Origin of the sequence: Bacillus alkalisoli (assembly GCF_002797415.1) — a bacterium.
Taxonomy (GTDB): Bacteria; Bacillota; Bacilli; order Bacillales; family Bacillaceae_I; genus Bacillus_CD; species Bacillus_CD alkalisoli.
Genome location: NZ_KZ454944.1, coordinates 85,745 through 110,895, shown reverse-complemented (window position 1 = coordinate 110,895; position 25,151 = coordinate 85,745). Strand labels below are relative to the sequence as shown.

16 protein-coding genes and 3 rRNA genes are annotated in these 25,151 nt (G+C 38.2%); 11 read left to right on the top strand and 8 right to left on the bottom strand.

Features of this window, described 5'->3' with window-relative positions; all coding sequences use genetic code 11:
* Window positions 1–254 precede the first annotated feature (254 nt).
* The 8 genes from noc to rpmH all read right to left on the bottom strand — a co-directional run bounded on the left by noc (window position 255) and on the right by rpmH (window position 8,157).
* Window positions 255–1,112, bottom strand: coding sequence for a nucleoid occlusion protein (gene noc, locus CDZ89_RS00560; RefSeq protein ID WP_096156175.1), 858 nt, complete (start codon window positions 1,110–1,112; stop codon window positions 255–257).
* Window positions 1,113–1,354: 242 nt separating this feature from the next.
* A complete protein-coding gene (gene rsmG / locus CDZ89_RS00555) occupies window positions 1,355–2,071 on the bottom strand; it encodes a 16S rRNA (guanine(527)-N(7))-methyltransferase RsmG (protein ID WP_100334231.1) in 717 nt (238 codons plus the stop codon).
* 24 nt (window positions 2,072–2,095) lie between these two features.
* Window positions 2,096–3,988 (bottom strand): tRNA uridine-5-carboxymethylaminomethyl(34) synthesis enzyme MnmG, encoded by a 1,893-nt coding sequence (mnmG, locus tag CDZ89_RS00550; RefSeq protein ID WP_096156174.1) that lies wholly within the window; start codon window positions 3,986–3,988, stop codon window positions 2,096–2,098.
* A gap of 37 nt (window positions 3,989–4,025) precedes the next feature.
* Window positions 4,026–5,414 carry a tRNA uridine-5-carboxymethylaminomethyl(34) synthesis GTPase MnmE gene (gene mnmE / locus CDZ89_RS00545; protein WP_096156173.1) on the bottom strand — a complete coding sequence of 463 codons (1,389 nt, stop codon included), beginning with the start codon at window positions 5,412–5,414 and terminating at the stop codon, window positions 4,026–4,028.
* A gap of 549 nt (window positions 5,415–5,963) precedes the next feature.
* Window positions 5,964–6,584 carry an RNA-binding cell elongation regulator Jag/EloR gene (gene jag, locus CDZ89_RS00540; protein WP_096156171.1) on the bottom strand — a complete coding sequence of 207 codons (621 nt, stop codon included), beginning with the start codon at window positions 6,582–6,584 and terminating at the stop codon, window positions 5,964–5,966.
* Complete coding sequence (gene spoIIIJ, locus CDZ89_RS00535) at window positions 6,581–7,360, bottom strand: YidC family membrane integrase SpoIIIJ (RefSeq protein WP_227521562.1); 780 nt, start codon at window positions 7,358–7,360, stop codon at window positions 6,581–6,583. The genes jag and spoIIIJ overlap by 4 nt, the downstream gene beginning before the upstream one ends.
* Window positions 7,361–7,531: 171 nt before the next feature.
* Complete coding sequence (rnpA, locus tag CDZ89_RS00530) at window positions 7,532–7,873, bottom strand: ribonuclease P protein component (RefSeq protein WP_096156167.1); 342 nt, start codon at window positions 7,871–7,873, stop codon at window positions 7,532–7,534.
* Between the two features lie 149 nt (window positions 7,874–8,022).
* Window positions 8,023–8,157, bottom strand: coding sequence for a 50S ribosomal protein L34 (gene rpmH / locus CDZ89_RS00525; protein WP_096156165.1), 135 nt, complete (start codon window positions 8,155–8,157; stop codon window positions 8,023–8,025).
* A 927-nt stretch (window positions 8,158–9,084) separates the two neighbouring features.
* Between rpmH and dnaA the strand changes: the two genes are divergently transcribed.
* From dnaA to rrf, 11 genes are all read left to right on the top strand, one after another.
* A complete protein-coding gene (dnaA, locus tag CDZ89_RS00520) occupies window positions 9,085–10,431 on the top strand; it encodes a chromosomal replication initiator protein DnaA (protein ID WP_096156164.1) in 1,347 nt (448 codons plus the stop codon).
* Window positions 10,432–10,725: 294 nt separating this feature from the next.
* Window positions 10,726–11,862: a DNA polymerase III subunit beta gene (gene dnaN, locus CDZ89_RS00515; RefSeq protein ID WP_096156162.1), complete on the top strand. Its 1,137-nt coding sequence runs from the start codon at window positions 10,726–10,728 to the stop codon at window positions 11,860–11,862.
* A 128-nt stretch (window positions 11,863–11,990) separates the two neighbouring features.
* Window positions 11,991–12,203 (top strand): S4 domain-containing protein YaaA, encoded by a 213-nt coding sequence (gene yaaA / locus CDZ89_RS00510; protein WP_096156160.1) that lies wholly within the window; start codon window positions 11,991–11,993, stop codon window positions 12,201–12,203.
* 19 nt (window positions 12,204–12,222) lie between these two features.
* On the top strand, window positions 12,223–13,344 hold the full coding sequence (gene recF, locus CDZ89_RS00505; protein WP_096156158.1) for a DNA replication/repair protein RecF: 1,122 nt from the start codon (window positions 12,223–12,225) through the stop codon (window positions 13,342–13,344).
* A gap of 10 nt (window positions 13,345–13,354) precedes the next feature.
* On the top strand, window positions 13,355–13,600 hold the full coding sequence (gene remB / locus CDZ89_RS00500) for an extracellular matrix regulator RemB (RefSeq protein ID WP_096156156.1): 246 nt from the start codon (window positions 13,355–13,357) through the stop codon (window positions 13,598–13,600).
* 81 nt (window positions 13,601–13,681) lie between these two features.
* A complete protein-coding gene (gyrB, locus tag CDZ89_RS00495; RefSeq protein ID WP_096156154.1) occupies window positions 13,682–15,607 on the top strand; it encodes a DNA topoisomerase (ATP-hydrolyzing) subunit B in 1,926 nt (641 codons plus the stop codon).
* 165 nt (window positions 15,608–15,772) lie between these two features.
* On the top strand, window positions 15,773–18,271 hold the full coding sequence (gene gyrA / locus CDZ89_RS00490; RefSeq protein WP_096156152.1) for a DNA gyrase subunit A: 2,499 nt from the start codon (window positions 15,773–15,775) through the stop codon (window positions 18,269–18,271).
* A 94-nt stretch (window positions 18,272–18,365) separates the two neighbouring features.
* The gene (locus CDZ89_RS00485) at window positions 18,366–19,436 is read left to right on the top strand and encodes an HD-GYP domain-containing protein (RefSeq protein WP_096156150.1); all 1,071 of its coding nucleotides are present in this window, start codon (window positions 18,366–18,368) and stop codon (window positions 19,434–19,436) included.
* 360 nt (window positions 19,437–19,796) lie between these two features.
* Window positions 19,797–21,397: ribosomal RNA gene (locus tag CDZ89_RS00480) — 16S ribosomal RNA — on the top strand.
* 189 nt (window positions 21,398–21,586) lie between these two features.
* Window positions 21,587–24,536, top strand: a 23S ribosomal RNA gene (locus CDZ89_RS00475).
* A 79-nt stretch (window positions 24,537–24,615) separates the two neighbouring features.
* Window positions 24,616–24,732, top strand: a 5S ribosomal RNA gene (gene rrf / locus CDZ89_RS00470).
* The 16S, 23S and 5S rRNA genes sit together here, the layout of an rRNA operon.
* Window positions 24,733–25,151 lie beyond the last annotated feature (419 nt).

The following is a 25,151-nucleotide window of genomic DNA, read 5'->3' as shown; positions in this document are numbered from 1 at the left end:
CTACCTTTATAAAACATCATGAAATATTAAATTTACTAGTTTCTAACTTATTTTATCATGAATTAACAGAAAGTTAACTTGTTTTTATTTAAATTTACTACATATATGTTGGCTTTTTAAAAATTGAAACAAGTTTGTAAAATAAAAGTAATAAAAATAATACTTTAGGAGTAGGAAATTATTATTCTCCAAAAATATTATATTGCACCAAAAGAAAAATCCCTTATCAATGGAAGGGATTTGAATATAGTAAATTATTTTTTGGGAATTTTAATTGTGAATTGAAAGTAATCTTCAAATTCCTCTTCTTGAGAGTCTAATTTAATTCCACTATCATTAACCATAGATAAAGATTGGCGAATCGTATTCATTGCAATTCTTGTATCTCTACTAAATGCTTTGCGCTTTGGTTTCACTTTTGTCTTTGTTGTTTGCTCTTCTAATATAGCAACAACTTTATCTTCCGTTTGTTTTACATTCCATTGTTTTTCGATGGTTTCATTTAATAAGGATACTTGTTTTTGTGGATCTTTTAACGGAATAAGTGCTCTTGCATGTCGTTCTGTAATCTTTTTTTGCATTAATGCATCTTGAACTTCATCAGGTAATTTCAATAAGCGTAACTTATTTGCTACTGTTGACTGGCCTTTACCAAGTCTTTGCGCTAATGCTTCTTGCGTCAAGTTATGTAGCTCTAAAAGCTTTGCATATGCTACTGCTTCTTCTATTGCAGATAACTCTTCACGCTGTAAGTTTTCAATTAATGCAACCGATGCAGTTTCCGCATCATTAAACTCTTTTATAATGGCAGGGATTGTCTCCCATCCGAGTTTTTGTACTGCTCTCCAACGTCGCTCACCTGCAATGATCTCAAACTGATCTTCCGCGAATTGTCTTACAACAATCGGCTGAATAATACCGTGAGTGCGTATAGTTATAGAGAGTTCCTCAATTTTTTTATCTACGAATACAGTACGAGGCTGGTAACGATTCGGTACAATTTGCGTAACATTTAAATGTTTAATCTCATCTCGATTGACTTCTTCTACTATTTCCTGTTCTTCTTTTTCTTTTTCAACCATTCCGAAAAAGCGAGAGAAAGGAGTTTTCATAGTTCCACCACCTTAAGGATAAAATCCCTAACAAGTAATTCGTTCTTTCCATGGAAAGTCCTTCTTTTTGTAGGGAAAATGTTTCACGTGTAACATTTTAAGTATAACCTATTACTCTACTAAACTAGTGCATACGGCACGAGGTCACAGCACACTACATGAAGGCAAGCATAGCAGCAATCGGTAAGCCCTTTTGAACTATGCTTTAACCCTTTACAAACCTGCTTTATTTCGATGTCTTTTTATTCTAATGGCATCTTATTTGGTGTACCAGGTTTTCTTGGATATTTTTTAGGCGTCGGTTTCGTCTTTTTAATGACGATAATATTTCGTTCACTTTCCTCTAATGGTAATTGGAAACTGTGAACTTCTTCCACCTTGCCACCTAATGTTTGTATCGCTTTTTTGGCGCTTACCATTTCCTCTTTTACAGAAGCTGCTTTCATCGGTACAAAATGCCCACCTTCTTTTACAAGAGGCATACATAATTCACTTAAAACAGATAGTCTTGCAACGGCTCTAGCTGTTACGAGATCAAACGATTCCCTTAGTTCAGGAATTCTACCAAACGTTTCCGCTCTATCATGATATAAGGAAACATCTTTCAATTCTAATGCGTTTACAAGCGTTTGTAAGAACGTGATTCGCTTATTCAATGAGTCAACTATACTTACTTTCAAATGTGGAAAGCAGATTTTTAAAGGGATGCTAGGGAAACCTGCACCTGCTCCTACGTCACATAAAGATTGTTCTTTTGTTAGATCAAAATAAAAAGATGCTGTGATGGAATCATAAAAATGTTTTAAATAGACACCCTCTTCATCCGTTATGGCAGTCAAGTTCATTTTCTCATTCCACTCCACTAATAAACGGAAGTATGTGTCAAACTGATTTATTTGGAGAGGAGTAAGGGTAATCCCTTTCTCCTCTAGTAGTTGTAAAAATCGTTCTTTATTCATGGGAGAATCCTTTCTTTCCATGGCTTATGCCTCACTCGGCAATTTGGCAATTTTTCCTTGTTCTAAATATACAAGTAAAATAGATACATCTGCTGGATTTACACCTGATATACGTGATGCTTGTGCAACAGATAGTGGCCTAACTTCTTTCAGCTTTTGGCGTGCTTCGTTTGCCAAACTATTTATCGCATCATAATCAATATTTTCTGGTATTTTTTTATCTTCCATTTTTTTCAGACGATCCACTTGTTGGAGTGATTTTTGAATATAACCTTCATACTTGATCTGTATTTCCACTTGTTCAGCTACATCATGATCGATTTCCACTTCGGCTGGTACTATAGATCGAATATGTTCGTAGTTCATTTCAGGTCGCTTCAATAAATCACTTGCACGAATACCATCTTTTAATTCAGTACCACCTGCGTCAACAATAATCTGTTGTACTTGAGATGATGGTTTAATGATAATTTTGGCTAAACGTTCTTTTTCTACTTCTATTGCTTCTTTCTTTTTTAAGAAACGCTCATATCGCTCTTGTGGAATTAATCCGATTTTATATCCAGTTTCTGTAAGTCTCAAGTCTGCGTTATCGTGACGTAATAGTAGACGATACTCTGCACGTGATGTTAACAAACGATAAGGTTCATTTGTACCTTTTGTTACTAAGTCATCCACTAGGACGCCAATATAGCCTTCTGAACGGCTAATGATAAGGTCTTCTTTACCTAGTGCACGTAGACCCGCATTAATACCTGCCAAAATACCTTGACCAGCTGCTTCTTCATACCCAGAAGTGCCGTTAATCTGTCCAGCCGTATATAGGTTTTGGACTTTTTTCGTCTCAAGAGTTGGCCATAATTGTGTTGGGACAATGGAATCATATTCAATCGCATAGCCGGCACGCATCATTTGTACATTTTCTAAACCTGGTATAGAAGATAACATCTTACGTTGAATGTCTTCTGGAAGGCTTGTAGACAGCCCTTGAACATATACTTCTTGCGTATTACGCCCTTCAGGTTCTAAGAAAATTTGATGACGTGGCTTATCATTAAAACGGACTATCTTATCTTCAATAGATGGACAGTATCTCGGCCCTGTACCTTTAATCATTCCCGAGTACATTGGGGAACGATGTAAATTATCATCAATAATTTGATGTGTTTCTGGACTTGTATACGTTAACCAGCATGGAAGTTGGTCTGTAATGTATTCTGTTGTTTCATAAGAAAACGCTCTTGGGACTTCATCGCCTGGTTGTATTTCTGTTTTGCTGTAGTCGATTGAAGCACTATTTACACGTGGAGGTGTACCAGTTTTAAACCTTACTAAATCAAACCCTAACTCTTCTAAGTGCTCAGAAAGTTTAATCGACGGCTGTTGGTTGTTTGGTCCACTTAAATATTGTAAGTCACCTAGTATTATTTTTCCGCGTAAAAACGTTCCAGTCGTAATAACAACTGTTTTCGCCTCATATGTTGCACCTGTTTGCGTAATAACACCTTTACAAACGCCATCTTCTACAATCAGTTTTTCAACCATTCCTTGTAGAAGGGTTAAGTTAGGCTCTTGTTCCATTGTTTTCTTCATTTCATGTTGGTATAAAAACTTATCAGCTTGTGCTCTTAACGCACGAACAGCAGGACCTTTACCTGTATTAAGCATTCTCATTTGAATGTGTGTTTTATCGATATTTTTACCCATTTCTCCGCCAAGTGCATCGATCTCACGAACGACAATCCCTTTCGCTGGTCCACCTACGGACGGGTTACATGGCATAAAAGCAACCATATCTAAATTAATAGTAATCATTAATGTTTTCGCACCAAGTCTTGCTGCAGCTAATCCTGCTTCACAACCAGCATGTCCTGCACCAATGACGATAACATCATAGGAACCTCCATGATAATCCATTATAGTTCCCTCCTTTTATTTCTAAAAATAAATCCATTTATTTTCCTAAGCAGAACTGAGAAAATAATTGATCAATTAAGCTTTCATGAACGGTATCACCGATAATTTCCCCTAGAATTTCCCACGTACGCGTAAAATCGATTTGTACGATATCTATTGGAACTCCTGTTTCGATACCATTTATCGCTTCTTCTAATGCTTGTTGAGCCTGATTTAATAATGCAATATGTCTAGAGTTTGAAACATATGTCATATCGCTTGCTTCTACTTCGCCTTCGAAAAACATAGAGGCAATCGCCTGTTCTAACTCGTCAATTCCTTTATCTTCTTTTAAAGAAGTTGAAATGATTGGATGTGACTTAGCTAACTTTTGAACTAAATTAAAATCTAATTTAGTAGGTAAATCTGTTTTATTAATGATGACTATTACGTCCATACCGCTAGTAGCCTCAAAAAGCTGCTCATCTTCTAGTGATAATTCATCATTATTATTTAAGACTAATAATAATAAGTCTGCCTTTTTTAAAACTTCACGAGATTTTTCGACGCCGATTCGTTCTACTATGTCTTCCGTTTCACGAATTCCAGCTGTATCTACTAACTTTAAAGGTACTCCTCGAACGTTAACAAATTCTTCGATGACGTCTCGAGTAGTTCCTGGTATATCTGTTACAATAGCCTTATTTTCTTGTACTAAGCTGTTTAATAGAGAAGATTTCCCAACGTTTGGTCTACCAACAATAACTGTAGCTAAACCTTCTCTTAAGATTTTGCCTTGCCCAGCAGTTTGGAGCACTTTTTCTAATTCTGTTTTTACGGAACTTGCCTTTTCTATTAATAAATGATGTGTCATTTCCTCGACATCATCATATTCTGGGTAATCTATGTTCACTTCTACATGTGCTAACGTTTCTAATATTTCTTGTCTTAGACGTTGAACAAGTCGCGATAGTCTTCCTTCCATTTGTCCAATCGCAACATTCATCGCTCTGTCTGTTTTAGCCCGTATTAAGTCCATCACCGCTTCTGCTTGAGATAGATCAATTCTCCCATTCAAGAATGCACGTTTCGTAAACTCACCTGGTTCCGCTAATCTAGCTCCTTGACTTAAAACTAACTGCAACACTTTATTTACCGATACTAATCCACCGTGACAATTTATCTCTACAACATCTTCTCTTGTAAAAGTTTTCGGTCCTCTCATAACCGAAACCATTACTTCCTCTATGACATTGTTTGTTTTCGGCTCTATTATATGACCGTAATGTATCGTATGCGAAGCCACATCTGCTAGTCTCTTATCAGATGGTTTTTGGAATAGCTTGTCCATTATATTTATAGATTCTGAACCACTTAGTCGCACGATCGCAATGGCTCCCTCTCCCATCGGAGTCGATATAGCAGCTATCGTATCTAATTCATTCATCGCCTTCACCTCACTTAACTCCAACTTTTATATATGAATCAATTTCATAATCACTGTTCGTTTAGTGAAAAACGAATGTTCCGTTTATTATAATTAAATAGCGTTCGATATAAAACGTAAATTATATTAAAAAATAGGTTTAATATTCGTTTTTCGTTTAGTAATTGTACATTATGAAACTCACTCATATAAATGATTATTTTTAGCCATAACCGTTTTATGTTAGCACAATTTATCATTCTTTTAAAGAATCATACTTTCCGTACTTATCCACACATCTCCAATTTCCGCACTTTTCGATATTACAATTTTAACTTATCCACATGTGAATAACAAGATTAAATGAAGAGCAATACTATCCACAATAAACAAGATGTCGAATCTAGAATAAAAATATAGAAAGTGATAATGGTTAGTATTAGCTTTTTTTTAGAGATAAAATCAATCGAGATCCATCTACTAGAATTTTTGTAGCAAATTTCGATATTCTCTCCTGTTTTTACTCGCAAAAAAACTGCCTTCCAGTATGGAAGACAGTAAAATGGATGTTTATTTTTTCGGCGAAATTACTAATGCACGGTTCGGTTCTTTTCCAACCGAATATGTTTCTATTTCTTTATATTCCGACAAGATCGAATGAATGACTTTTCTTTCGAATGAAGGCATCGGTTCTAAATGAACTTCTCTTCTTGTCTTCATTGCTTTATCTGCAAGACGACTTGCAAGCTGCTCTAACGTCACTCTTCTTTTTTCTCGATAGCCTTCCGCATCTAAAACAACGGAAATGTATTGATTTGAAAAGCGATTTGCAACAATTTGCGTTAAATATTGAAGAGAATTTAACGTTTGTCCTCTTTTTCCGATTGCTAATGCAATCTTTTCACCAGTAAGTGTAACCGTAATGTTTCTTCCGTTAACTTTTGTTTCAAGTTCTGACGGAATATTCATTTCGTTTAGGACAGATTGTAAAAACTTTACAGCCTCTTCTTCTGGTTGTGGCTTTAACGTTACTTTTACAATTGCCGGCTTAGCTCCAAAAATCCCAAACAGTCCTTTTTTGCCTTCCTCAACGATTGTAATTTCTGCACGGTCTCTAGTTGTGTTTAGTTGAGTTAAAGCGGAATGTACTGCTTCCTCTACCGATTGACCAGTTGCAGTTATTTCTCTCACTTTTTAGCTCCTCCTGCACTTTTTGCTACTTGTGCACTTTTAATTTCTGGACCTTTAATTAAATATGTTTGCACGATCATGAAGATGTTACCTACTACCCAATATAATGATAACGCTGCTGGGAAGTTTACTGCGAAAACAACGATCATAATTGGCATAATCCAAAGCATCATAACCATTTGTGGGTTGTTGTCCATTCCGATCATCATGATTTTTTGTTGAATCCAAGTAGTAATACCTGCAACTACAGGTAAGATAAATAATGGATCAGCTGAACCTAGTTCAAACCATAAAAAGTTGTGGCCAGCAATTTCCCTCGTTCTCGTAATCGCATGGAAAAATCCAATTAAAATCGGCATTTGAACGATTAACGGAAAACATCCTGCTAATGGGTTTACTCCATGCTTTTGGAATAGCCCCATTGTTTCTTGTTGTAATTTTTGTTGTGTTTTTTGATCTTTCGAACTATATTTTTCACGTAAAGCTTTCATTTCAGGTTGTAATGCTTGCATTGCTTTAGCATTTTTCGTTTGTTTTATCATTAATGGTAAAATTGCAAAACGAATTAATATTGTTACAAGGATAATAGAAATACCGTAATTTTCATTCGTAATGTTTGCAAAATAAATAATTAACCATGATAAAGGATAAACAACGTATTGATTCCAAAATCCAGTACTTTCTTTCGTAATTGGCTCATTTATTTCCATACATCCCGTAAGGAATAATAAAATCCCAACTAGCACTAACAAAAGCCCTAAACGCTTATTCAAAATTCTTCCTCCTTTTTCACACAAAACATAAGGAACTACTACCTTATATAACTTAATAGAAACTCTATCATAAAAATATATCCTTATACATCCTACCATTTTTAGTCTAAGAATTAAATATGTATAGCGTTTCCAATAAACATTTTATCATTAAATAAATAAAAAGGTGTTATTCTACCTTTTTAACATTTTTAATTTTTTTAATACATGCATTAGACTACTTTTTACTTCCTCTACTGACATTGTTGCTGTTTGATGTCTTGCAATAACAACAAAATCAACAGGTTTAGCAATTTTATCATCTAACTCATGAAAAGTTTGACGGACGTAACGCTTAATTCTATTTCTAGTAACGGCGTTGCCTACTTTTTTGCTAACGGATAAACCGATGCGAAATGTATTTTGGTCTTTCTTTTCTAAAATATAAATAACAAATTGTCTATTTGCCATCGATTTTCCGTGTTGAAATACTTGTTGGAACTCTTTATTATCTTTAATTCTTTTTTCTTTCCTCAAAATAATGTCCTCCTGTACAGCTGATCCAAGATTTCTACGTTCATTCTTTCTATATAAATAAAAAAATATCCATTACAAAGCAACGTTCGTGTACTTGTTTAAGCTTGTACATAAAAAATAAAAAAAAGGACCACTGACAGTCAGTGGCCTTATGCAGATAATACTTTTCTTCCTTTGCGACGACGACGTGCAAGAACTTTACGTCCTGTTGGTGAACTCATACGCGCGCGGAATCCGTGAACTTTACTACGTTTACGATTATTTGGTTGAAACGTTCTTTTCATTATATGACACCTCCCTGAGGATTTTGCTTTTTAAAAAAATTCATATTAGACAGTCTAACTAATTATAGAGAATAACCTATGCAAATGTCAATGTTTGATTTACTAGAAGAATTTTCTTTTCTTTTTCTATCTATAAATAACATTTTTTAACCGAGCTTTTAAAAAAACTGTGTTAAAGACCGCTGTTGATTTCCGTGAAAGGCTTAGCTTACCGCGGGCGCGAGTAATTTTAATCAACACCAACATGTAACTAAGCCATTAAAAAAGCTAATTTGCATGAATTTTCTTGGAGTCCTGGTTCTACTGCTAAATTAGTTAATCTGTAAAACAACAAACTTTACTAAAAAATAATTTTCCTAAAAACCTTCACCTTCTAGTGCAGAGAGATCTTATTAAAACCTCAATAAATTTAATCTAAAAAATATTTTTTCACCTTATTTGTCCTATTTTGTTTAACTGTGAATAACTTTTTCGGTAACAAAAAATAATCCACAGCGGTTATCGACAAGCTTTTCACAGTATTCTTCATTGTGGAAAACTTTCCTCCACAAACAATTGATTATGTGGATAATATAAAAACCTCATTGCAACATAAGGTTTTATTTGATATTATTATTGTGTTTTCACTCTGAATAACTTGTCCAGTCAAAATAGTTACCCACAGATTGTGGATAACATGTGGATAGTTCTTCTCCACATGTTCATGAAACATTGTCCACAATTGTAATATTTTGTAGAAAACTGGTTTTCTTCTATATTATTGTTATTCACAGTATAAGGATGAATAAATATACAACAGTCGTTTATCTAACATCATGTCGTTATACAAAAGTTGTACAGATAAACGCTTTTTTACTGTTTGTTTACATTAATTTCATAAACATACATGTACACGTTTGCACTATCGGTAGAAAGGGGGCTTAATGCTTGAAAAACATTGCTGATTTATGGACAAAAGCATTAGATGAAATTCAAAAAAAGGTTAGCAAACCTAGCTTTGATACTTGGTTAAAATCTACAAAAGCTGATTCACTTAAAGGTGACACACTTATTATTACAGCGCCAAATGAATTCGCAAGGGACTGGCTTGAATCAAGATATACAATCCTTATCGGAGAGATCATCCTTGAACTTACAGGCGAGGAATTAACAATCAAATTCATTATTCCTCATACACAAGTAGAAGAAGACCTGGATATAAATGCTCCTCTAGTTAAGATGAAAAGAGATGAAGAAATAATTGAGTTACCACAAAATATGCTCAATCCGAAATATACGTTTGATACGTTTGTTATAGGTTCTGGAAACCGATTTGCACATGCAGCTTCGTTAGCAGTAGCAGAGGCACCAGCAAAAGCTTACAACCCTCTATTTATTTATGGAGGAGTAGGTCTTGGAAAAACTCACTTAATGCATGCGATTGGCCATTACGTAATTGAACATAATCCCGCTGCAAAAGTTGTTTATTTATCGTCTGAGAAATTTACAAATGAATTTATTAATTCTATTCGAGACAATAAAGCGGTTGATTTCCGCAATCGATATCGAAGCGTAGATGTTCTACTAATCGATGATATTCAGTTTTTAGCTGGAAAAGAACAAACACAAGAAGAATTTTTCCATACGTTTAACACGTTACATGAGGAAAGTAAGCAAATCGTTATTTCGAGCGATCGACCTCCTAAAGAGATTCCTACTCTTGAAGATCGTCTTCGTTCACGATTTGAATGGGGTTTAATTACTGATATAACTCCACCTGATTTAGAGACAAGAATCGCCATCCTTCGTAAAAAAGCGAAAGCAGAAGGCTTAGATATTCCAAACGAAGTAATGCTTTACATTGCAAATCAAATTGATTCCAATATTCGTGAACTAGAAGGTGCACTTATTCGTGTAGTAGCTTATTCATCTCTTATTAATAAAGATATTAATGCTGATTTAGCTGCAGAAGCATTGAAAGATATAATTCCTAGTTCGAAACCAAAAATAACAACCATTGCTGATATTCAAAAAATGGTTGGCCAACATTTTAGTTTAAAGTTAGACGATTTTAAGGCTAAGAAAAGAACTAAATCTGTTGCATTCCCTAGGCAAATTGCTATGTATTTATCTAGAGAATTAACGGATTACTCTTTACCTAAAATTGGAGAAGAATTCGGTGGGCGTGACCATACGACTGTTATTCATGCGCATGAAAAAATCTCAAGATTACTGCAAACAGATACACAATTACAAAAACAAGTACAAACCATTACTGAAAATTTAAAAGGTTAATAGAAATTTTAGTTTGTGAGTATTGTGAATAAGTGCATGTTAGTTAAACACAGCTTATTAACATGTGAATAACTACGGAGAGTAGCTAAAACTACACTTATCCACATAATCACAGGCCCTACTATTACTTCTACTAGGTTTTATTAATAAAAAATAAATATAGAACTGCATTCATGTATCTTTATTCTCACCGAAAAACGTATGATTTCTAATTCTTATATTCTGTTATAAAAAACTACTAAATAAGCGCAATAATAAAGATAAATTTGATTTGCATATATGAGGAGGATAAAAATGAAATTTGTTATCCAACGAGATAAACTGGTACAAAGTGTTCAAGATATATTAAAAGCAGTTTCTTCTCGAACTACTATTCCAATTTTAACTGGTATTAAGATCGTTGCTACAGAAGAAGGAGTAACATTAACAGGAAGTGACTCCGATATATCTATTGAATCCTTTATTCCTACAGAAGAAGATGGATCAGAAAATGTAGAAATCCTTCAAACAGGCGGCATCGTTTTACAAGCAAGGTTTTTCAGTGAAATTATAAAAAAGTTACCTCAAGATACGGTAGAAATTGAAGTGCAGAATCATTTTGTTACAGTAATTCGTTCTGGTAAATCTGAATTTAACTTAAATGGACAGGATGCTGAAGAGTACCCGCACTTACCGCAAATCGAAGAAGATAATATGTTCAGACTACCGACGGACTTAATAAAGAACATTATCCGTCAAACGGTATTTGCAGTGTCCACGTCAGAAACACGCCCGATCTTGACAGGTGTAAACTGGAAACTAGAAAAAGACGAGTTAATCTGTATTGCAACAGATAGCCACCGTTTAGCATTAAGAAAAGCAAAAGTAGAAAAAGAAAATGACTTGGCATGTAATGTCGTAATTCCAGGGAAGAGCCTAAACGAGTTAAGTAAAATTTTAGATGACACAAATGAATTAGTAGATATCGTTATTACTGAAAACCAAGTATTATTTAAAGCGAAAAATATTTTATTTTTCTCTCGTTTATTAGATGGCAATTATCCAGATACTTCTCGTTTAATTCCAAATGAGAGCAAAACGAATATTAAGGTCCAAACAAAAGAGTTTTTACAAGCCATTGATCGAGCTTCTCTTTTAGCACGTGAAGGTAGAAATAATGTGGTAAAACTCTCAACATTAGATACTAACTTACTTGAAGTTTCGTCTAATTCACCTGAAGTTGGGAAAGTAGTAGAACAAGTGCAAAGTAATGAAATTACGGGAGAAGAGTTGAAAATCTCCTTTAGTGCGAAATATATGATGGATGCGTTAAAAGCATTAGAAGGTACTGAAATTGAAGTGGACTTCACTGGAGCGATGCGTCCGTTCTTAATTTCTACAGCTAATGACGACTCCATCCTTCAATTAATTTTACCAGTACGAACTTACTAAAAACTAATATCTAAAAAAGAGGTAAAGCTACTAACAGAAAAGTTTGTTGGTAGCTTTCTTTTCTATATGGCAAACTTTTAGTAAAATAAGAAGTAGAGACTAAAAGTAAAAGTAAAAGAGGGATAAAAATGACAGAAGTGAAAATTGATACGGATTATATAACACTCGGTCAAATGTTAAAATTAGCGGATGTAATTCAGTCTGGCGGAATGATTAAATGGTTTTTAAGCGAACATGAAGTGTTTGTAAATGATGAACCTGAAGATAGACGTGGGAGAAAGTTAAGAGATGGTGATGTAATTTCTATTAACGGCATTGGTCGTTTTCAAATCGTTTCATAAAGATGAGTTGGTGAATTAATTGTTTATTGAAGAATTGCAATTGAAGAATTACCGTAATTATTCCACCATCGGGGTTGAGTTTGATCAAGGAGTTAACGTTATCTTAGGAGAAAATGCCCAAGGAAAAACAAATATTATGGAATCTATCTATGTTTTAGCGATGGCAAAGTCACATCGGACGTCTAATGATAAAGATCTTATCAGATGGGATGAAGAATATGCTAAAATAGAAGGTAGAGTGAAAAAACGTAACGGATCTATTCCCTTACAGTTAGTTATATCTAAAAAAGGAAAAAAAGCTAAATGCAATCATATCGAACAAAAGAAGCTGAGCCAATATATAGGGCATATGAACGTTGTTATGTTTGCACCGGAAGACCTTGACTTAGTAAAAGGTAGTCCGCAAGTAAGAAGACGTTTTATTGATATGGAACTAGGACAAGTATCACCAGTCTATATGCACGATTTAGCAAGATACCAAAAAACGTTGCAACAACGCAATCATTTTTTAAAGCAAGCTCAAATGAAAAAAAAGATGGATGAAACGATGTTACAAGTATTAACAGATCAAATGATTGAACTTGCTGCAAAAGTGACGATAAAACGAGTAGAATTCATTAAAATGTTAGAAAAATGGGCGAAGCCAATCCACGCAAGTATTAGTAGAGGGTTGGAAGAATTGTCTATAATTTATAAACCTTCTATCGATTATGTATCAGAAAATGTAAATTTGACGAAAATGATAGAAGCATATAACGAAAAGTTTGATAAAATAAAAGATAGAGAAAAAGAAAGAGGCATTACTTTATTTGGACCACACCGAGATGACTTACTATTTTATGTGAACGGAAAAGAAGTGCAAACGTTTGGTTCTCAAGGTCAACAAAGAACAACAGCTCTTTCTTTAAAATTAGCTGAAATAGATTTAATTTATTCCGTAATTGGAGACTATCCAATTCTTTTACTTGATGACGTTTTATCAGAATTAGATGACTATCGACAATCCCACTTGCTACATACCATTCAAGGGAAAGTACAAACGTTTGTTACAACAACAAGTGTTGACGGGATAGACCATGAAACATTAAAAAGAGCCGCGACTTTCTATGTGACGGCTGGATCTATTAGAAAATCAAACTGAGGTGAAAAGATTGTACTTACACATCGGTGAGGAAGTAATGATCCGTGCTTCTAAAATAATTGCTATTTTAGATAAGCGGCTACTGCAATCAAATTGGCAAGAAATGTTACCAATCCATATGTCTAAAAAGATAAAAAACATTAGCAAACAAGACATAAAATCTGTTGTTATTACGGATGAATCTATATATCTTTCCCCTTTAGCATCGACCACGTTAAAGAAAAGAATAGATACATCATATTTAGAAATGATTTAACGAATTAGATTTTGATATACCCCTGTGTTAAAAGGGTGACCATGTTGTTCGATAAAAAAAGTGTAGGTGATGGAAGTGACAATGGAGCAAAAAGAATTGCTTGAAAATGCTTATGATGAAAGTCAAATCCAGGTATTAGAAGGTTTAGAAGCCGTAAGAAAAAGACCTGGAATGTATATTGGTACAACTAGTTCTAAAGGATTACACCATTTAGTTTGGGAAATAGTTGACAATAGTATTGACGAAGCACTTGCTGGTTATTGTGATGAAATAAATGTAGTGATTGAGAAAGACAACAGCATTACGGTAAAAGATAACGGGCGTGGTATTCCTGTCGGTATTCATGAAAAGATGGGACGTCCTGCAGTAGAAGTAATCATGACAGTGCTACATGCTGGAGGGAAATTTGGCGGTGGCGGTTATAAAGTATCAGGTGGATTGCACGGTGTTGGTGCTTCTGTTGTTAATGCCTTATCTACTAAATTAGAAGTTTTTGTTCACCGTGACGGTAAAATCCACTATCAAAAGTTTGAACGTGGGGTTCCGGCGGCTGATTTAGAAATAATTGGTGAAACAGAAATTACGGGAACAATCATTCACTTTGTACCAGATGATGAGATTTTCACAGAAACTACTGAATACGAGTACGATATTTTAGCTCATCGTTTACGAGAATTAGCGTTCTTAAATAAAGGAATTAAAATTACAATCGAAGACACTCGTACAGAAGAAGGTAAGAAAAACGAATATCATTATGAAGGTGGTATTGCTTCCTACGTAGAACATTTAAATCGTACAAAAGAAGTTATTCATGATGAAGTAGTGTTTGTAGAAGGTGAAAAAGAGGGGATTTCCCTTGAAGTTGCTCTACAGTATAACGATAGTTACACAAGTAATTTATACTCATTTGCGAATAACATTAATACGTATGAAGGTGGAACACATGAGTCTGGTTTCAAAACATCCCTCACACGCGTAATTAATGACTATTCTCGTAAACATCATATCTTTAAAGATGCTGATAGTAATTTAACTGGGGAAGATGTTCGAGAAGGCTTAACTGCTATCGTATCCATCAAACACCCTAACCCGCAATTTGAAGGACAGACGAAAACAAAGCTTGGGAACAGTGAAGCTAGAACGATTACGGATGCATTATTCTCAGAGAAATTTGAAGCGTTCCTTTTAGAAAATCCTTCTGCAGCTAGAAAGATTGTAGAAAAGGGCTTAACAGCTTCAAGAGCTAGAATGGCTGCCAAGAAAGCTCGTGAATTAACTCGTAGAAAAAGCGCGCTCGAAATCTCTAGTTTACCTGGTAAACTGGCAGATTGTTCTTCAAAAGATCCTAGCATTAGTGAAATTTATGTCGTTGAGGGTGACTCTGCAGGTGGTTCTGCTAAACAAGGTCGTGATCGTCACTTCCAAGCGATATTACCTTTAAGAGGAAAAATAATTAACGTTGAAAAAGCGCGTTTAGATAAAATTCTTTCTAACAATGAGATTCGTACTATTATTACAGCTCTTGGTACTGGTATTGGAGAAGAATTTGATATTTCAAGAGCAAGGTATCATAAAATTGTCATTATGACTGATGCCGATGTAGATGGAGCACATATCCGTACGTTATTGTTAACGTTCTTTTATCGTTATATGCGTCAAATTATTGAGCATGGTTACATCTATATTGCCCAACCACCATTATATAAAATTCAACAAGGTAAAAAAATTGAGTATGCCTATAATGAGAAACAGCTAGATGAAATTTTAAAAACAATGAATGAACAACCAAAAGCATCTATTCAGCGTTATAAAGGATTAGGAGAGATGAATCCTGAACAGCTGTGGGAGACAACGATGGATCCTGACACAAGAACACTATTACAAGTGAACTTACAAGATGCTATTGAAGCGGATGAAACGTTTGAAATTTTAATGGGTGAAAAAGTAGAACCGCGCAGAAACTTTATTCAAGACAATGCACGATATGTGAAAAACTTAGATATATAAACCTTTCTTATGAGCTGCTTCTTCATAAAAGCAGCTTTTAAGAAGTTCCATAAATAGAGATTAGACTTTGGCAATAAAATTTAAAACGAGATAGTGATGACTATCAGAGGTTTTACATAGAGTGATAATTGGTAAGAACCAATTTTCGCAAGGAGGTCCAAAAAGATGACGGAGAAATCCTCTCAAGTGAAAGAAATTAATATTAGTCAAGAAATGAGAACATCCTTCCTTGATTACGCAATGAGTGTTATTGTTTCACGTGCTTTACCAGATGTACGCGACGGATTAAAACCTGTACACCGCCGTATTTTATATGCAATGAATGATTTAGGAATGCATTCAGATAAAGCGTATAAAAAATCTGCACGTATCGTTGGAGAAGTAATTGGTAAGTACCATCCACATGGTGACTCTGCCGTTTATGAAACAATGGTTAGGATGGCACAAGATTTTAACTTCCGCTATATGCTTATCGACGGACACGGTAACTTTGGATCAGTAGATGGTGACGCAGCAGCGGCAATGCGTTATACGGAAGCAAGAATGTCTAAAATCTCGATGGAAATTTTAAGAGATATAAATAAAGACACGATAGATTACCAAGATAACTATGATGGTTCAGAAAGAGAACCAGTCGTTCTTCCTGCAAGATTTCCAAACTTGCTAGTAAATGGAGCGGCGGGTATCGCTGTTGGTATGGCGACAAACGTTCCGCCACATCAACTTGGGGAAGTTATTGATGGAGTATTAGCATTAAGCAAAGACCCTGAAATGACAATTCCAGAACTAATGGAAATTATACCAGGTCCAGACTTTCCTACTTCTGGACAAATTCTAGGGCGAAGCGGAATTAGAAAAGCTTATGAAACTGGTAGAGGATCTATTACTATTCGAGCAAAAGTTGAAATAGAAACAAAGAGTAATGGCCGTGAAGTAATCTTAGTTCACGAATTACCATACCAAGTAAACAAAGCTAAACTGATAGAAAAAATTGCTGATTTAGCTAGAGATAAAAAATTAGAAGGTATTTCTGATTTGCGTGACGAGTCTGACCGTAATGGTATGCGTATCGTTATCGAAATAAAAAGAGATGCTAATGCAAATGTAGTATTAAACAATCTATATAAGCAAACAGCACTTCAAACTAGCTTCGGAATCAACATGCTAGCATTAGTGAATGGTGAGCCTAAAGTATTGAACTTAAAGCAATGCTTATATCATTATTTAGAGCATCAAAAAGTAGTAATTAAGCGTCGTACAGCTTTTGAATTACGTAAAGCGGAAGCAAGAGCACATATTTTAGAAGGATTACGTATTGCCCTAGATCATCTAGATGCAGTCATTGCCCTAATCCGCGCTTCACAAACGACAGATATTGCTCGTGAAGGATTAATGAGAGAGTTCTCTCTATCTGAAAGACAAGCTCAAGCAATCTTAGATATGCGTTTGCAACGTTTAACAGGATTAGAGAGAGAAAAGATTGAAGAAGAGTACAAAGGTTTAATCGCTCTTATCGCTGAATTAAAAGCTATCTTAGCGGACGAAGAAAAAGTATTAGAAATTATCCGTGAAGAGCTAACAGAAGTAAAAGAGCGCTTCAATGATACGAGAAGAACTGAAATTATTGTTGCTGGTTTAGAAAATATTGAAGATGAGGACTTAATTCCTCGTCAAAATGTAGTCATTACTCTAACGCATAACGGATATATTAAACGTTTACCATTATCGACTTATAGAAGCCAAAAACGTGGTGGCCGTGGAATTCAAGGAATGGGTACGAATGAAAATGATTTTGTAGAACATTTATTAACAACATCTACGCATGATACCCTTCTATTCTTCACGAACAAAGGTAAAGTTTATAGAGCAAAAGGTTATGAGATTCCGGAGTTTAGTAGAACAGCAAAAGGTATACCAATCATTAACCTTCTAGAGATTGAAAAGGGTGAATGGATTAACGCAATTATTCCAGTTGAAGATTTTGTAGATGATTGGTATTTATTCTTCACGACAAAACACGGTGTTTCTAAGCGTTCACCATTAACTCAATTTGCAAATATACGTACAAACGGATTAATTGCAATTGGATTACGTGAAAGTGATGAGTTAATATCTGTCAAAATGACAGATGGAACAAAAGAAATGATCATCGGTACGAAAAAAGGTATGCTAATCCGATTCCCAGAAACAGATGTGCGCTCAATGGGTAGAACTGCATCAGGAGTAAAAGGGATTAACCTGTCAGAGGAAGACGAAGTAGTTGGTATGGAGATTCTTGAAAACGACCTAGATGTGCTTGTTGTTACGAAAAACGGTTACGGTAAGCGTACAACTGCTGAAGAATATCGTATCCAAAGTCGTGGTGGAAAAGGAATTAAAACATGTAACATTACAGAAAAAAATGGTGATCTAATTTCCGTAAAAACTGTAACAGAAAACGAAGATCTAATGATTATAACTGCAAGTGGTGTACTTATCCGTATGGCTGTTGAAGGTATTTCTCAAATGGGAAGAAATACTCAAGGTGTGAAGCTAATAAAGCTAGCGGAAAATGAGTTTGTTACTACTGTTGCAAGAGTAGATAAAGAAGAAGAAACCATAGATGAGTACGAAGAAGATACTGAAGAGTCTGTTCAAGAAATCTCTTCTGAAGATACTGAATAAAAGGCTTGAATAATTTAATAAAGAGGGACACGTATTAGTGTCTCTCTTTGTATTATTTTTAACCTCATTTGCAAGGATAGGAGGCAATTTGAGTATGTTAGTGAATACTGGCAGTTTAGTAGAAGGTTGTATATTGGCAAAGAATATTAAATCTTTAACAAATAAACCTATTATTACGAAAAACACAATACTAACACCCGAGCATATTAAAGTATTAGAATCATTTTTAATAGATGAGGTAGAAGTCGAGCCAACTTTAGCAAATGGAGAGCCATTTTTACCGAAAGAAATGGACGAAACAATTGCTCCTGCAGATAAAGAGGAAGATTTTGTTCAAATATACTTTAATACCGTACAAAACTATAAAAAACTATTCGGTAAATGGCAATCAGGTGCTCACATTGATTATGGAGTGGTAAGACAAACCATTATCCCTCTTATAGAACGACTTTTAGCTGAACCGAGAAATGTGAGGAATATTCATCATTATTCTAATAAAAGAGATTATCTCTATCACCATGCAGTCGCTACATCCTTAATTTCCGTCAGTATTGCTCAACAAATGCAATTAGAAAAAAGAGAGATTGCTATTGTCGCGGTAGCAGCGTTTTTGATGGATTGCGGAATGTGTAGAATCGATTCTAAAATTCTACAAAGCGTTTCAATCCTGAAGAAGGATGAATTCGTACAAATAAAAGAACACCCAATCTATAGCTATCAAATGGTTAGTAAAATCCCGTACATACAGGATGAAGTGAAATTAGCTATCTTACAACACCATGAAAGACAAGATCGTAGTGGTTATCCGTTTGGGTTACAAGATGATAAATTACACACAGTTAGTAGGATCATTTCCGTAGCAGACGTCTATCATGCAATGACTTCAGAAAGAATGTATAGACCTAAGCAGTCTCCTTATAAAGTACTTGAGCAACTACAGCAAGAGGCTTTCGGCAAATTTGACTTATTAGTGGTTAAGGCGTTGATTGCTGTTTTTTGTTCTATAAGTATTGGAACGATTGTGAAGCTTTCAAGTGGAGATGTAGCGGAAGTTGCGTTTATTGAACAAGACTCTCCAACAAGACCAATGGTAAAAGTTCAGAAAACTGGTGAGTTTATTTCACTAAAACAAAGGTTAGATCTTTATATAGAAGATATAAAATAATAGCTTTCTATTAAAAGTCAGATGTTTACAACGTCTGACTTTTAATATTGTAAATAGTAATTGTACTATAGAAGGGGACTAAAATAACTTTTGAAAATAATAATTGCAATATAATTTTCTGCATGATATAATCAATCAAGTCAGTAACCAATTCATTTTGTACAAATAAACTTCTTGAAAATAGTTGTTGACATGAATGTTTAAAACGTGTTATATTAATGAGGTCGCTTTTGGAGCGGCGTTAACAAAAAGCTCTTTGAAAACTAAACAAAACAACAGCGTGTAAGTTAATCTTTAAGATTAACAACAAACAATTAATTGACATTAGTCAGCAAACATTATGAGCATAAGCTCAAACACTCTTCGGAGAGTTTGATCCTGGCTCAGGACGAACGCTGGCGGCGTGCCTAATACATGCAAGTCGAGCGAATCTGATAAAAGCTTGCTTTTTGAAGATTAGCGGCGGACGGGTGAGTAACACGTGGGCAACCTGCCTGTAAGACTGGGATAACTTCGGGAAACCGGAGCTAATACCGGATAATATAAAGAACCTCCTGGTTCTTTATTGAAAGATGGTTTCGGCTATCACTTACAGATGGGCCCGCGGCGCATTAGCTAGTTGGTGAGGTAACGGCTCACCAAGGCAACGATGCGTAGCCGACCTGAGAGGGTGATCGGCCACACTGGGACTGAGACACGGCCCAGACTCCTACGGGAGGCAGCAGTAGGGAATCTTCCACAATGGACGAAAGTCTGATGGAGCAACGCCGCGTGAGCGATGAAGGCCTTCGGGTCGTAAAGCTCTGTTGTTAGGGAAGAACAAGTACCGGAGTAACTGCCGGTACCTTGACGGTACCTAACCAGAAAGCCACGGCTAACTACGTGCCAGCAGCCGCGGTAATACGTAGGTGGCAAGCGTTGTCCGGAATTATTGGGCGTAAAGCGCGCGCAGGCGGTTTCTTAAGTCTGATGTGAAAGCCCACGGCTCAACCGTGGAGGGTCATTGGAAACTGGGAAACTTGAGTGCAGAAGAGGAAAGTGGAATTCCACGTGTAGCGGTGAAATGCGTAGAGATGTGGAGGAACACCAGTGGCGAAGGCGACTTTCTGGTCTGTAACTGACGCTGAGGCGCGAAAGCGTGGGGAGCAAACAGGATTAGATACCCTGGTAGTCCACGCCGTAAACGATGAGTGCTAAGTGTTAGGGGGTTTCCGCCCCTTAGTGCTGCAGCTAACGCATTAAGCACTCCGCCTGGGGAGTACGGTCGCAAGACTGAAACTCAAAGGAATTGACGGGGGCCCGCACAAGCGGTGGAGCATGTGGTTTAATTCGAAGCAACGCGAAGAACCTTACCAGGTCTTGACATCCTTTTGCCTTCCCTAGAGATAGGGCGTTCCCCTTCGGGGGACAAAAGTGACAGGTGGTGCATGGTTGTCGTCAGCTCGTGTCGTGAGATGTTGGGTTAAGTCCCGCAACGAGCGCAACCCTTGATCTTAGTTGCCAGCATTAAGTTGGGCACTCTAAGATGACTGCCGGTGACAAACCGGAGGAAGGTGGGGATGACGTCAAATCATCATGCCCCTTATGACCTGGGCTACACACGTGCTACAATGGACGGTACAAAGGGCAGCAAAACCGCGAGGTCGAGCCAATCCCATAAAACCGTTCTCAGTTCGGATTGTAGGCTGCAACTCGCCTACATGAAGCTGGAATCGCTAGTAATCGCGGATCAGCATGCCGCGGTGAATACGTTCCCGGGCCTTGTACACACCGCCCGTCACACCACGAGAGTTTGTAACACCCGAAGTCGGTGGGGTAACCTGGGCACAACTTAGCCTCTTATAATTATGATAGGAAGTTAAGTTGTGCCTAGGAGCCAGCCGCCTAAGGTGGGACAGATGATTGGGGTGAAGTCGTAACAAGGTAGCCGTATCGGAAGGTGCGGCTGGATCACCTCCTTTCTAAGGAATAATACGCTTGTTGTTTTGTTTAGTTTTGAGAGAGCATTCCTCTTTCAAACTTTAGATAGTATAAAAGCTATCGAACCATGTTCTTTGAAAACTAGATAACATAAGTAATGTCAAGATACATCAAAAGTATCGTTCATCTTAGTAAATTTTCTTTTTAAAGATATCTATTCGCGATATCGAGGTTAAGTTATTAAGGGCGCACGGTGGATGCCTTGGCACTAGGAGCCGATGAAGGACGGGACTAACACCGATATGCTTTGGGGAGCTGTAAGTGAGCTTTGATCCAGAGATTTCCGAATGGGGAAACCCACTACTCGTAATGGAGTAGTATCTTTACCTGAATACATAGGGTAATGAAGGCAGACCCGGGGAACTGAAACATCTAAGTACCCGGAGGAAGAGAAAGCAAACGCGATTTCCTGAGTAGCGGCGAGCGAAACGGAATTAGCCCAAACCAAGAGGCTTGCCTCTTGGGGTTGTAGGACACTCAACATGGAGTTACAAAGGAACGGGGTAAATGAAGCGACCTGGAAAGGTCAGCCGTAGAAGGTAAAAGCCCTGTAGTTGAAACTTCGTTCCCTCCTGAGTGGATCCTGAGTACGGCGGGACACGAGAAATCCCGTCGGAAGCAGGGAGGACCATCTCCCAAGGCTAAATACTCCCTAGTGACCGATAGTGAACCAGTACCGTGAGGGAAAGGTGAAAAGCACCCCGGAAGGGGAGTGAAAAGATCCTGAAACCGTGTGCCTACAAGTAGTTAGAGCCCTATGTTTTTTCTTCGGAAAAAACCCGGGTGATAGCGTGCCTTTTGTAGAATGAACCGGCGAGTTACGATCCCGTGCAAGGTTAAGTCGATGAGACGGAGCCGTAGCGAAAGCGAGTCTGAATAGGGCGAATGAGTACGTGGTCGTAGACCCGAAACCAGGTGATCTACCCATGTCCAGGGTGAAGTTCAGGTAACACTGAATGGAGGCCCGAACCCACGCACGTTGAAAAGTGCGGGGATGAGGTGTGGGTAGGGGTGAAATGCCAATCGAACCTGGAGATAGCTGGTTCTCTCCGAAATAGCTTTAGGGCTAGCCTCATGTGTTAGAGTCTTGGAGGTAGAGCACTGATTGGACTAGGGGCCCTCATCGGGTTACCGAATTCAGTCAAACTCCGAATGCCAAAGACTTATCCATGGGAGTCAGACTGCGAGTGATAAGATCCGTAGTCAAGAGGGAAACAGCCCAGACCGCCAGCTAAGGTCCCAAAGTATACGTTAAGTGGAAAAGGATGTGGAGTTGCTTAGACAACCAGGATGTTGGCTTAGAAGCAGCCACCATTTAAAGAGTGCGTAATAGCTCACTGGTCGAGTGACTCTGCGCCGAAAATGTACCGGGGCTAAACGTATCACCGAAGCTGCGGACTGTTCTTACGAACAGTGGTAGGAGAGCGTTCTAAGGGCGTTGAAGCTAGACCGTAAGGACTGGTGGAGCGCTTAGAAGTGAGAATGCCGGTATGAGTAGCGAAAGATGGGTGAGAATCCCATCCACCGAATGCCTAAGGTTTCCTGAGGAAGGCTCGTCCGCTCAGGGTTAGTCAGGACCTAAGCCGAGGCCGAAAGGCGTAGGCGATGGATAACAGGTTGATATTCCTGTACCACCTTCACTCCGTTTGAGCAATGGGGGGACGCAGGAGGATAGGGTAAGCGCGCTGTTGGATATGCGCGTCCAAGCAGTAAGGCTGAGAAGTAGGCAAATCCGCTTCTCATAAAGGCTGAGCTGTGATGGCGAGGGAAATTTAGTACCGAAGTTCCTGATTTCACACTGCCAAGAAAAGCCTCTAGCGAGGAGAATGGTGCCTGTACCGCAAACCGACACAGGTAGGCGAGGAGAGAATCCTAAGGTGAGCGAGAGAACTCTGGTTAAGGAACTCGGCAAAATGACCCCGTAACTTCGGGAGAAGGGGTGCTCTGTTAGGGTGTTAAAGCCCGAGAGAGCCGCAGTGAATAGGCCCAGGCGACTGTTTAGCAAAAACACAGGTCTCTGCGAAGCCGCAAGGCGAAGTATAGGGGCTGACGCCTGCCCGGTGCTGGAAGGTTAAGGGGAGAGGTTAGCGCAAGCGAAGCTTTGAACCGAAGCCCCAGTAAACGGCGGCCGTAACTATAACGGTCCTAAGGTAGCGAAATTCCTTGTCGGGTAAGTTCCGACCCGCACGAAAGGCGTAACGATCTGGGCACTGTCTCAACCAGAGACTCGGTGAAATTATAGTACCTGTGAAGATGCAGGTTACCCGCGACAGGACGGAAAGACCCCGTGGAGCTTTACTGTAGCCTGATATTGAATTTTGGTACAGCTTGTACAGGATAGGTAGGAGCCTGAGAAGCCGGAGCGCTAGCTTCGGTGGAGGCGTCGGTGGGATACTACCCTGGCTGTATTGAAATTCTAACCCGCACCCCTAATCGGGGTGGGAGACAGTGTCAGGTGGGCAGTTTGACTGGGGCGGTCGCCTCCTAAAGAGTAACGGAGGCGCCCAAAGGTTCCCTCAGAATGGTTGGAAATCATTCGTAGAGTGTAAAGGCACAAGGGAGCTTGACTGCGAGACCTACAAGTCGAGCAGGGACGAAAGTCGGGCTTAGTGATCCGGTGGTTCCGCATGGAAGGGCCATCGCTCAACGGATAAAAGCTACCCCGGGGATAACAGGCTTATCTCCCCCAAGAGTCCACATCGACGGGGAGGTTTGGCACCTCGATGTCGGCTCATCGCATCCTGGGGCTGTAGTCGGTCCCAAGGGTTGGGCTGTTCGCCCATTAAAGCGGTACGCGAGCTGGGTTCAGAACGTCGTGAGACAGTTCGGTCCCTATCCGTCGTGGGCGCAGGAAATTTGAGAGGAGCTGTCCTTAGTACGAGAGGACCGGGATGGACGCACCGCTGGTGTACCAGTTGTCTTGCCAAAGGCATAGCTGGGTAGCTACGTGCGGACGGGATAAGTGCTGAAAGCATCTAAGCATGAAGCCCCCCTCAAGATGAGATTTCCTTTAGCGCAAGCTAGTAAGATCCCTGAAAGATGATCAGGTAGATAGGTTCGAGGTGGAAGCGTGGCGACACGTGTAGCTGACGAATACTAATAGATCGAGGACTTAACCAAATTAGAACGATACAATCACTTTCTTGATATGAAAATATGTTATCTAGTTTTGAAGGACCAAACCTTCAAACTTCATATGTCTGGTAATGATGGCGAAGAGGCCACACCCGTTCCCATACCGAACACGGAAGTTAAGCTCTTCAGCGCCGATGGTAGTTGGGGGCTGTCCCCCTGTGAGAGTAGGACGTTGCCAGGCAAAGAGATAAGAAAAGTTCAGCGTTTAGGCGCTGGGCTTTTTTTGTTCGTGTGAGGTATGGGCTTGAAGGACCAAAGGTCTAGTATAGAGTAAGAACCGGTTACCCGGCGGGGCAAGAGGAGCGAGAAGGTCGAGGATGCGACGGAGTGAGTACCGGAGTGTACGTTTGCGAGGGTACTTGAGGAACGGAGCAATGGAAGCAGTCGAAGAGATTCGAAGCTCTTCTGGTTTCGCCGCGAACACGGAAGTAATGAAGCGCATGAAATAAATTCCTAACATGAAAGGAACTTTTGCTTTCAAAAGGGTAAAAGTGGGGTTCATAGGTGATATGAAAGGAACTTTTGCTTTCAAAAAGATAAAAAGTTTCGTTCATAAGCTGTATGAAAGGAACTTTTGCTCTAAAAAAGATAAAAAGTGCT

Coding starts and splice junctions, on each gene's coding strand:
- noc (WP_096156175.1), bottom strand. CDS start 1,112: ATGAAAACTCCTTTCTCTCGCTTTTTCGGAATGGTTGAAAAAGAAAAA.
- rsmG (WP_100334231.1), bottom strand. CDS start 2,071: ATGAATAAAGAACGATTTTTACAACTACTAGAGGAGAAAGGGATTACC.
- mnmG (WP_096156174.1), bottom strand. CDS start 3,988: ATGGATTATCATGGAGGTTCCTATGATGTTATCGTCATTGGTGCAGGA.
- mnmE (WP_096156173.1), bottom strand. CDS start 5,414: ATGAATGAATTAGATACGATAGCTGCTATATCGACTCCGATGGGAGAG.
- rpmH (WP_096156165.1), bottom strand. CDS start 8,157: ATGAAAAGAACGTTTCAACCAAATAATCGTAAACGTAGTAAAGTTCAC.
- dnaN (WP_096156162.1), top strand. CDS start 10,726: ATGAAATTTGTTATCCAACGAGATAAACTGGTACAAAGTGTTCAAGAT.
- yaaA (WP_096156160.1), top strand. CDS start 11,991: ATGACAGAAGTGAAAATTGATACGGATTATATAACACTCGGTCAAATG.
- gyrB (WP_096156154.1), top strand. CDS start 13,682: ATGGAGCAAAAAGAATTGCTTGAAAATGCTTATGATGAAAGTCAAATC.
- gyrA (WP_096156152.1), top strand. CDS start 15,773: ATGACGGAGAAATCCTCTCAAGTGAAAGAAATTAATATTAGTCAAGAA.
- CDZ89_RS00485 (WP_096156150.1), top strand. CDS start 18,366: ATGTTAGTGAATACTGGCAGTTTAGTAGAAGGTTGTATATTGGCAAAG.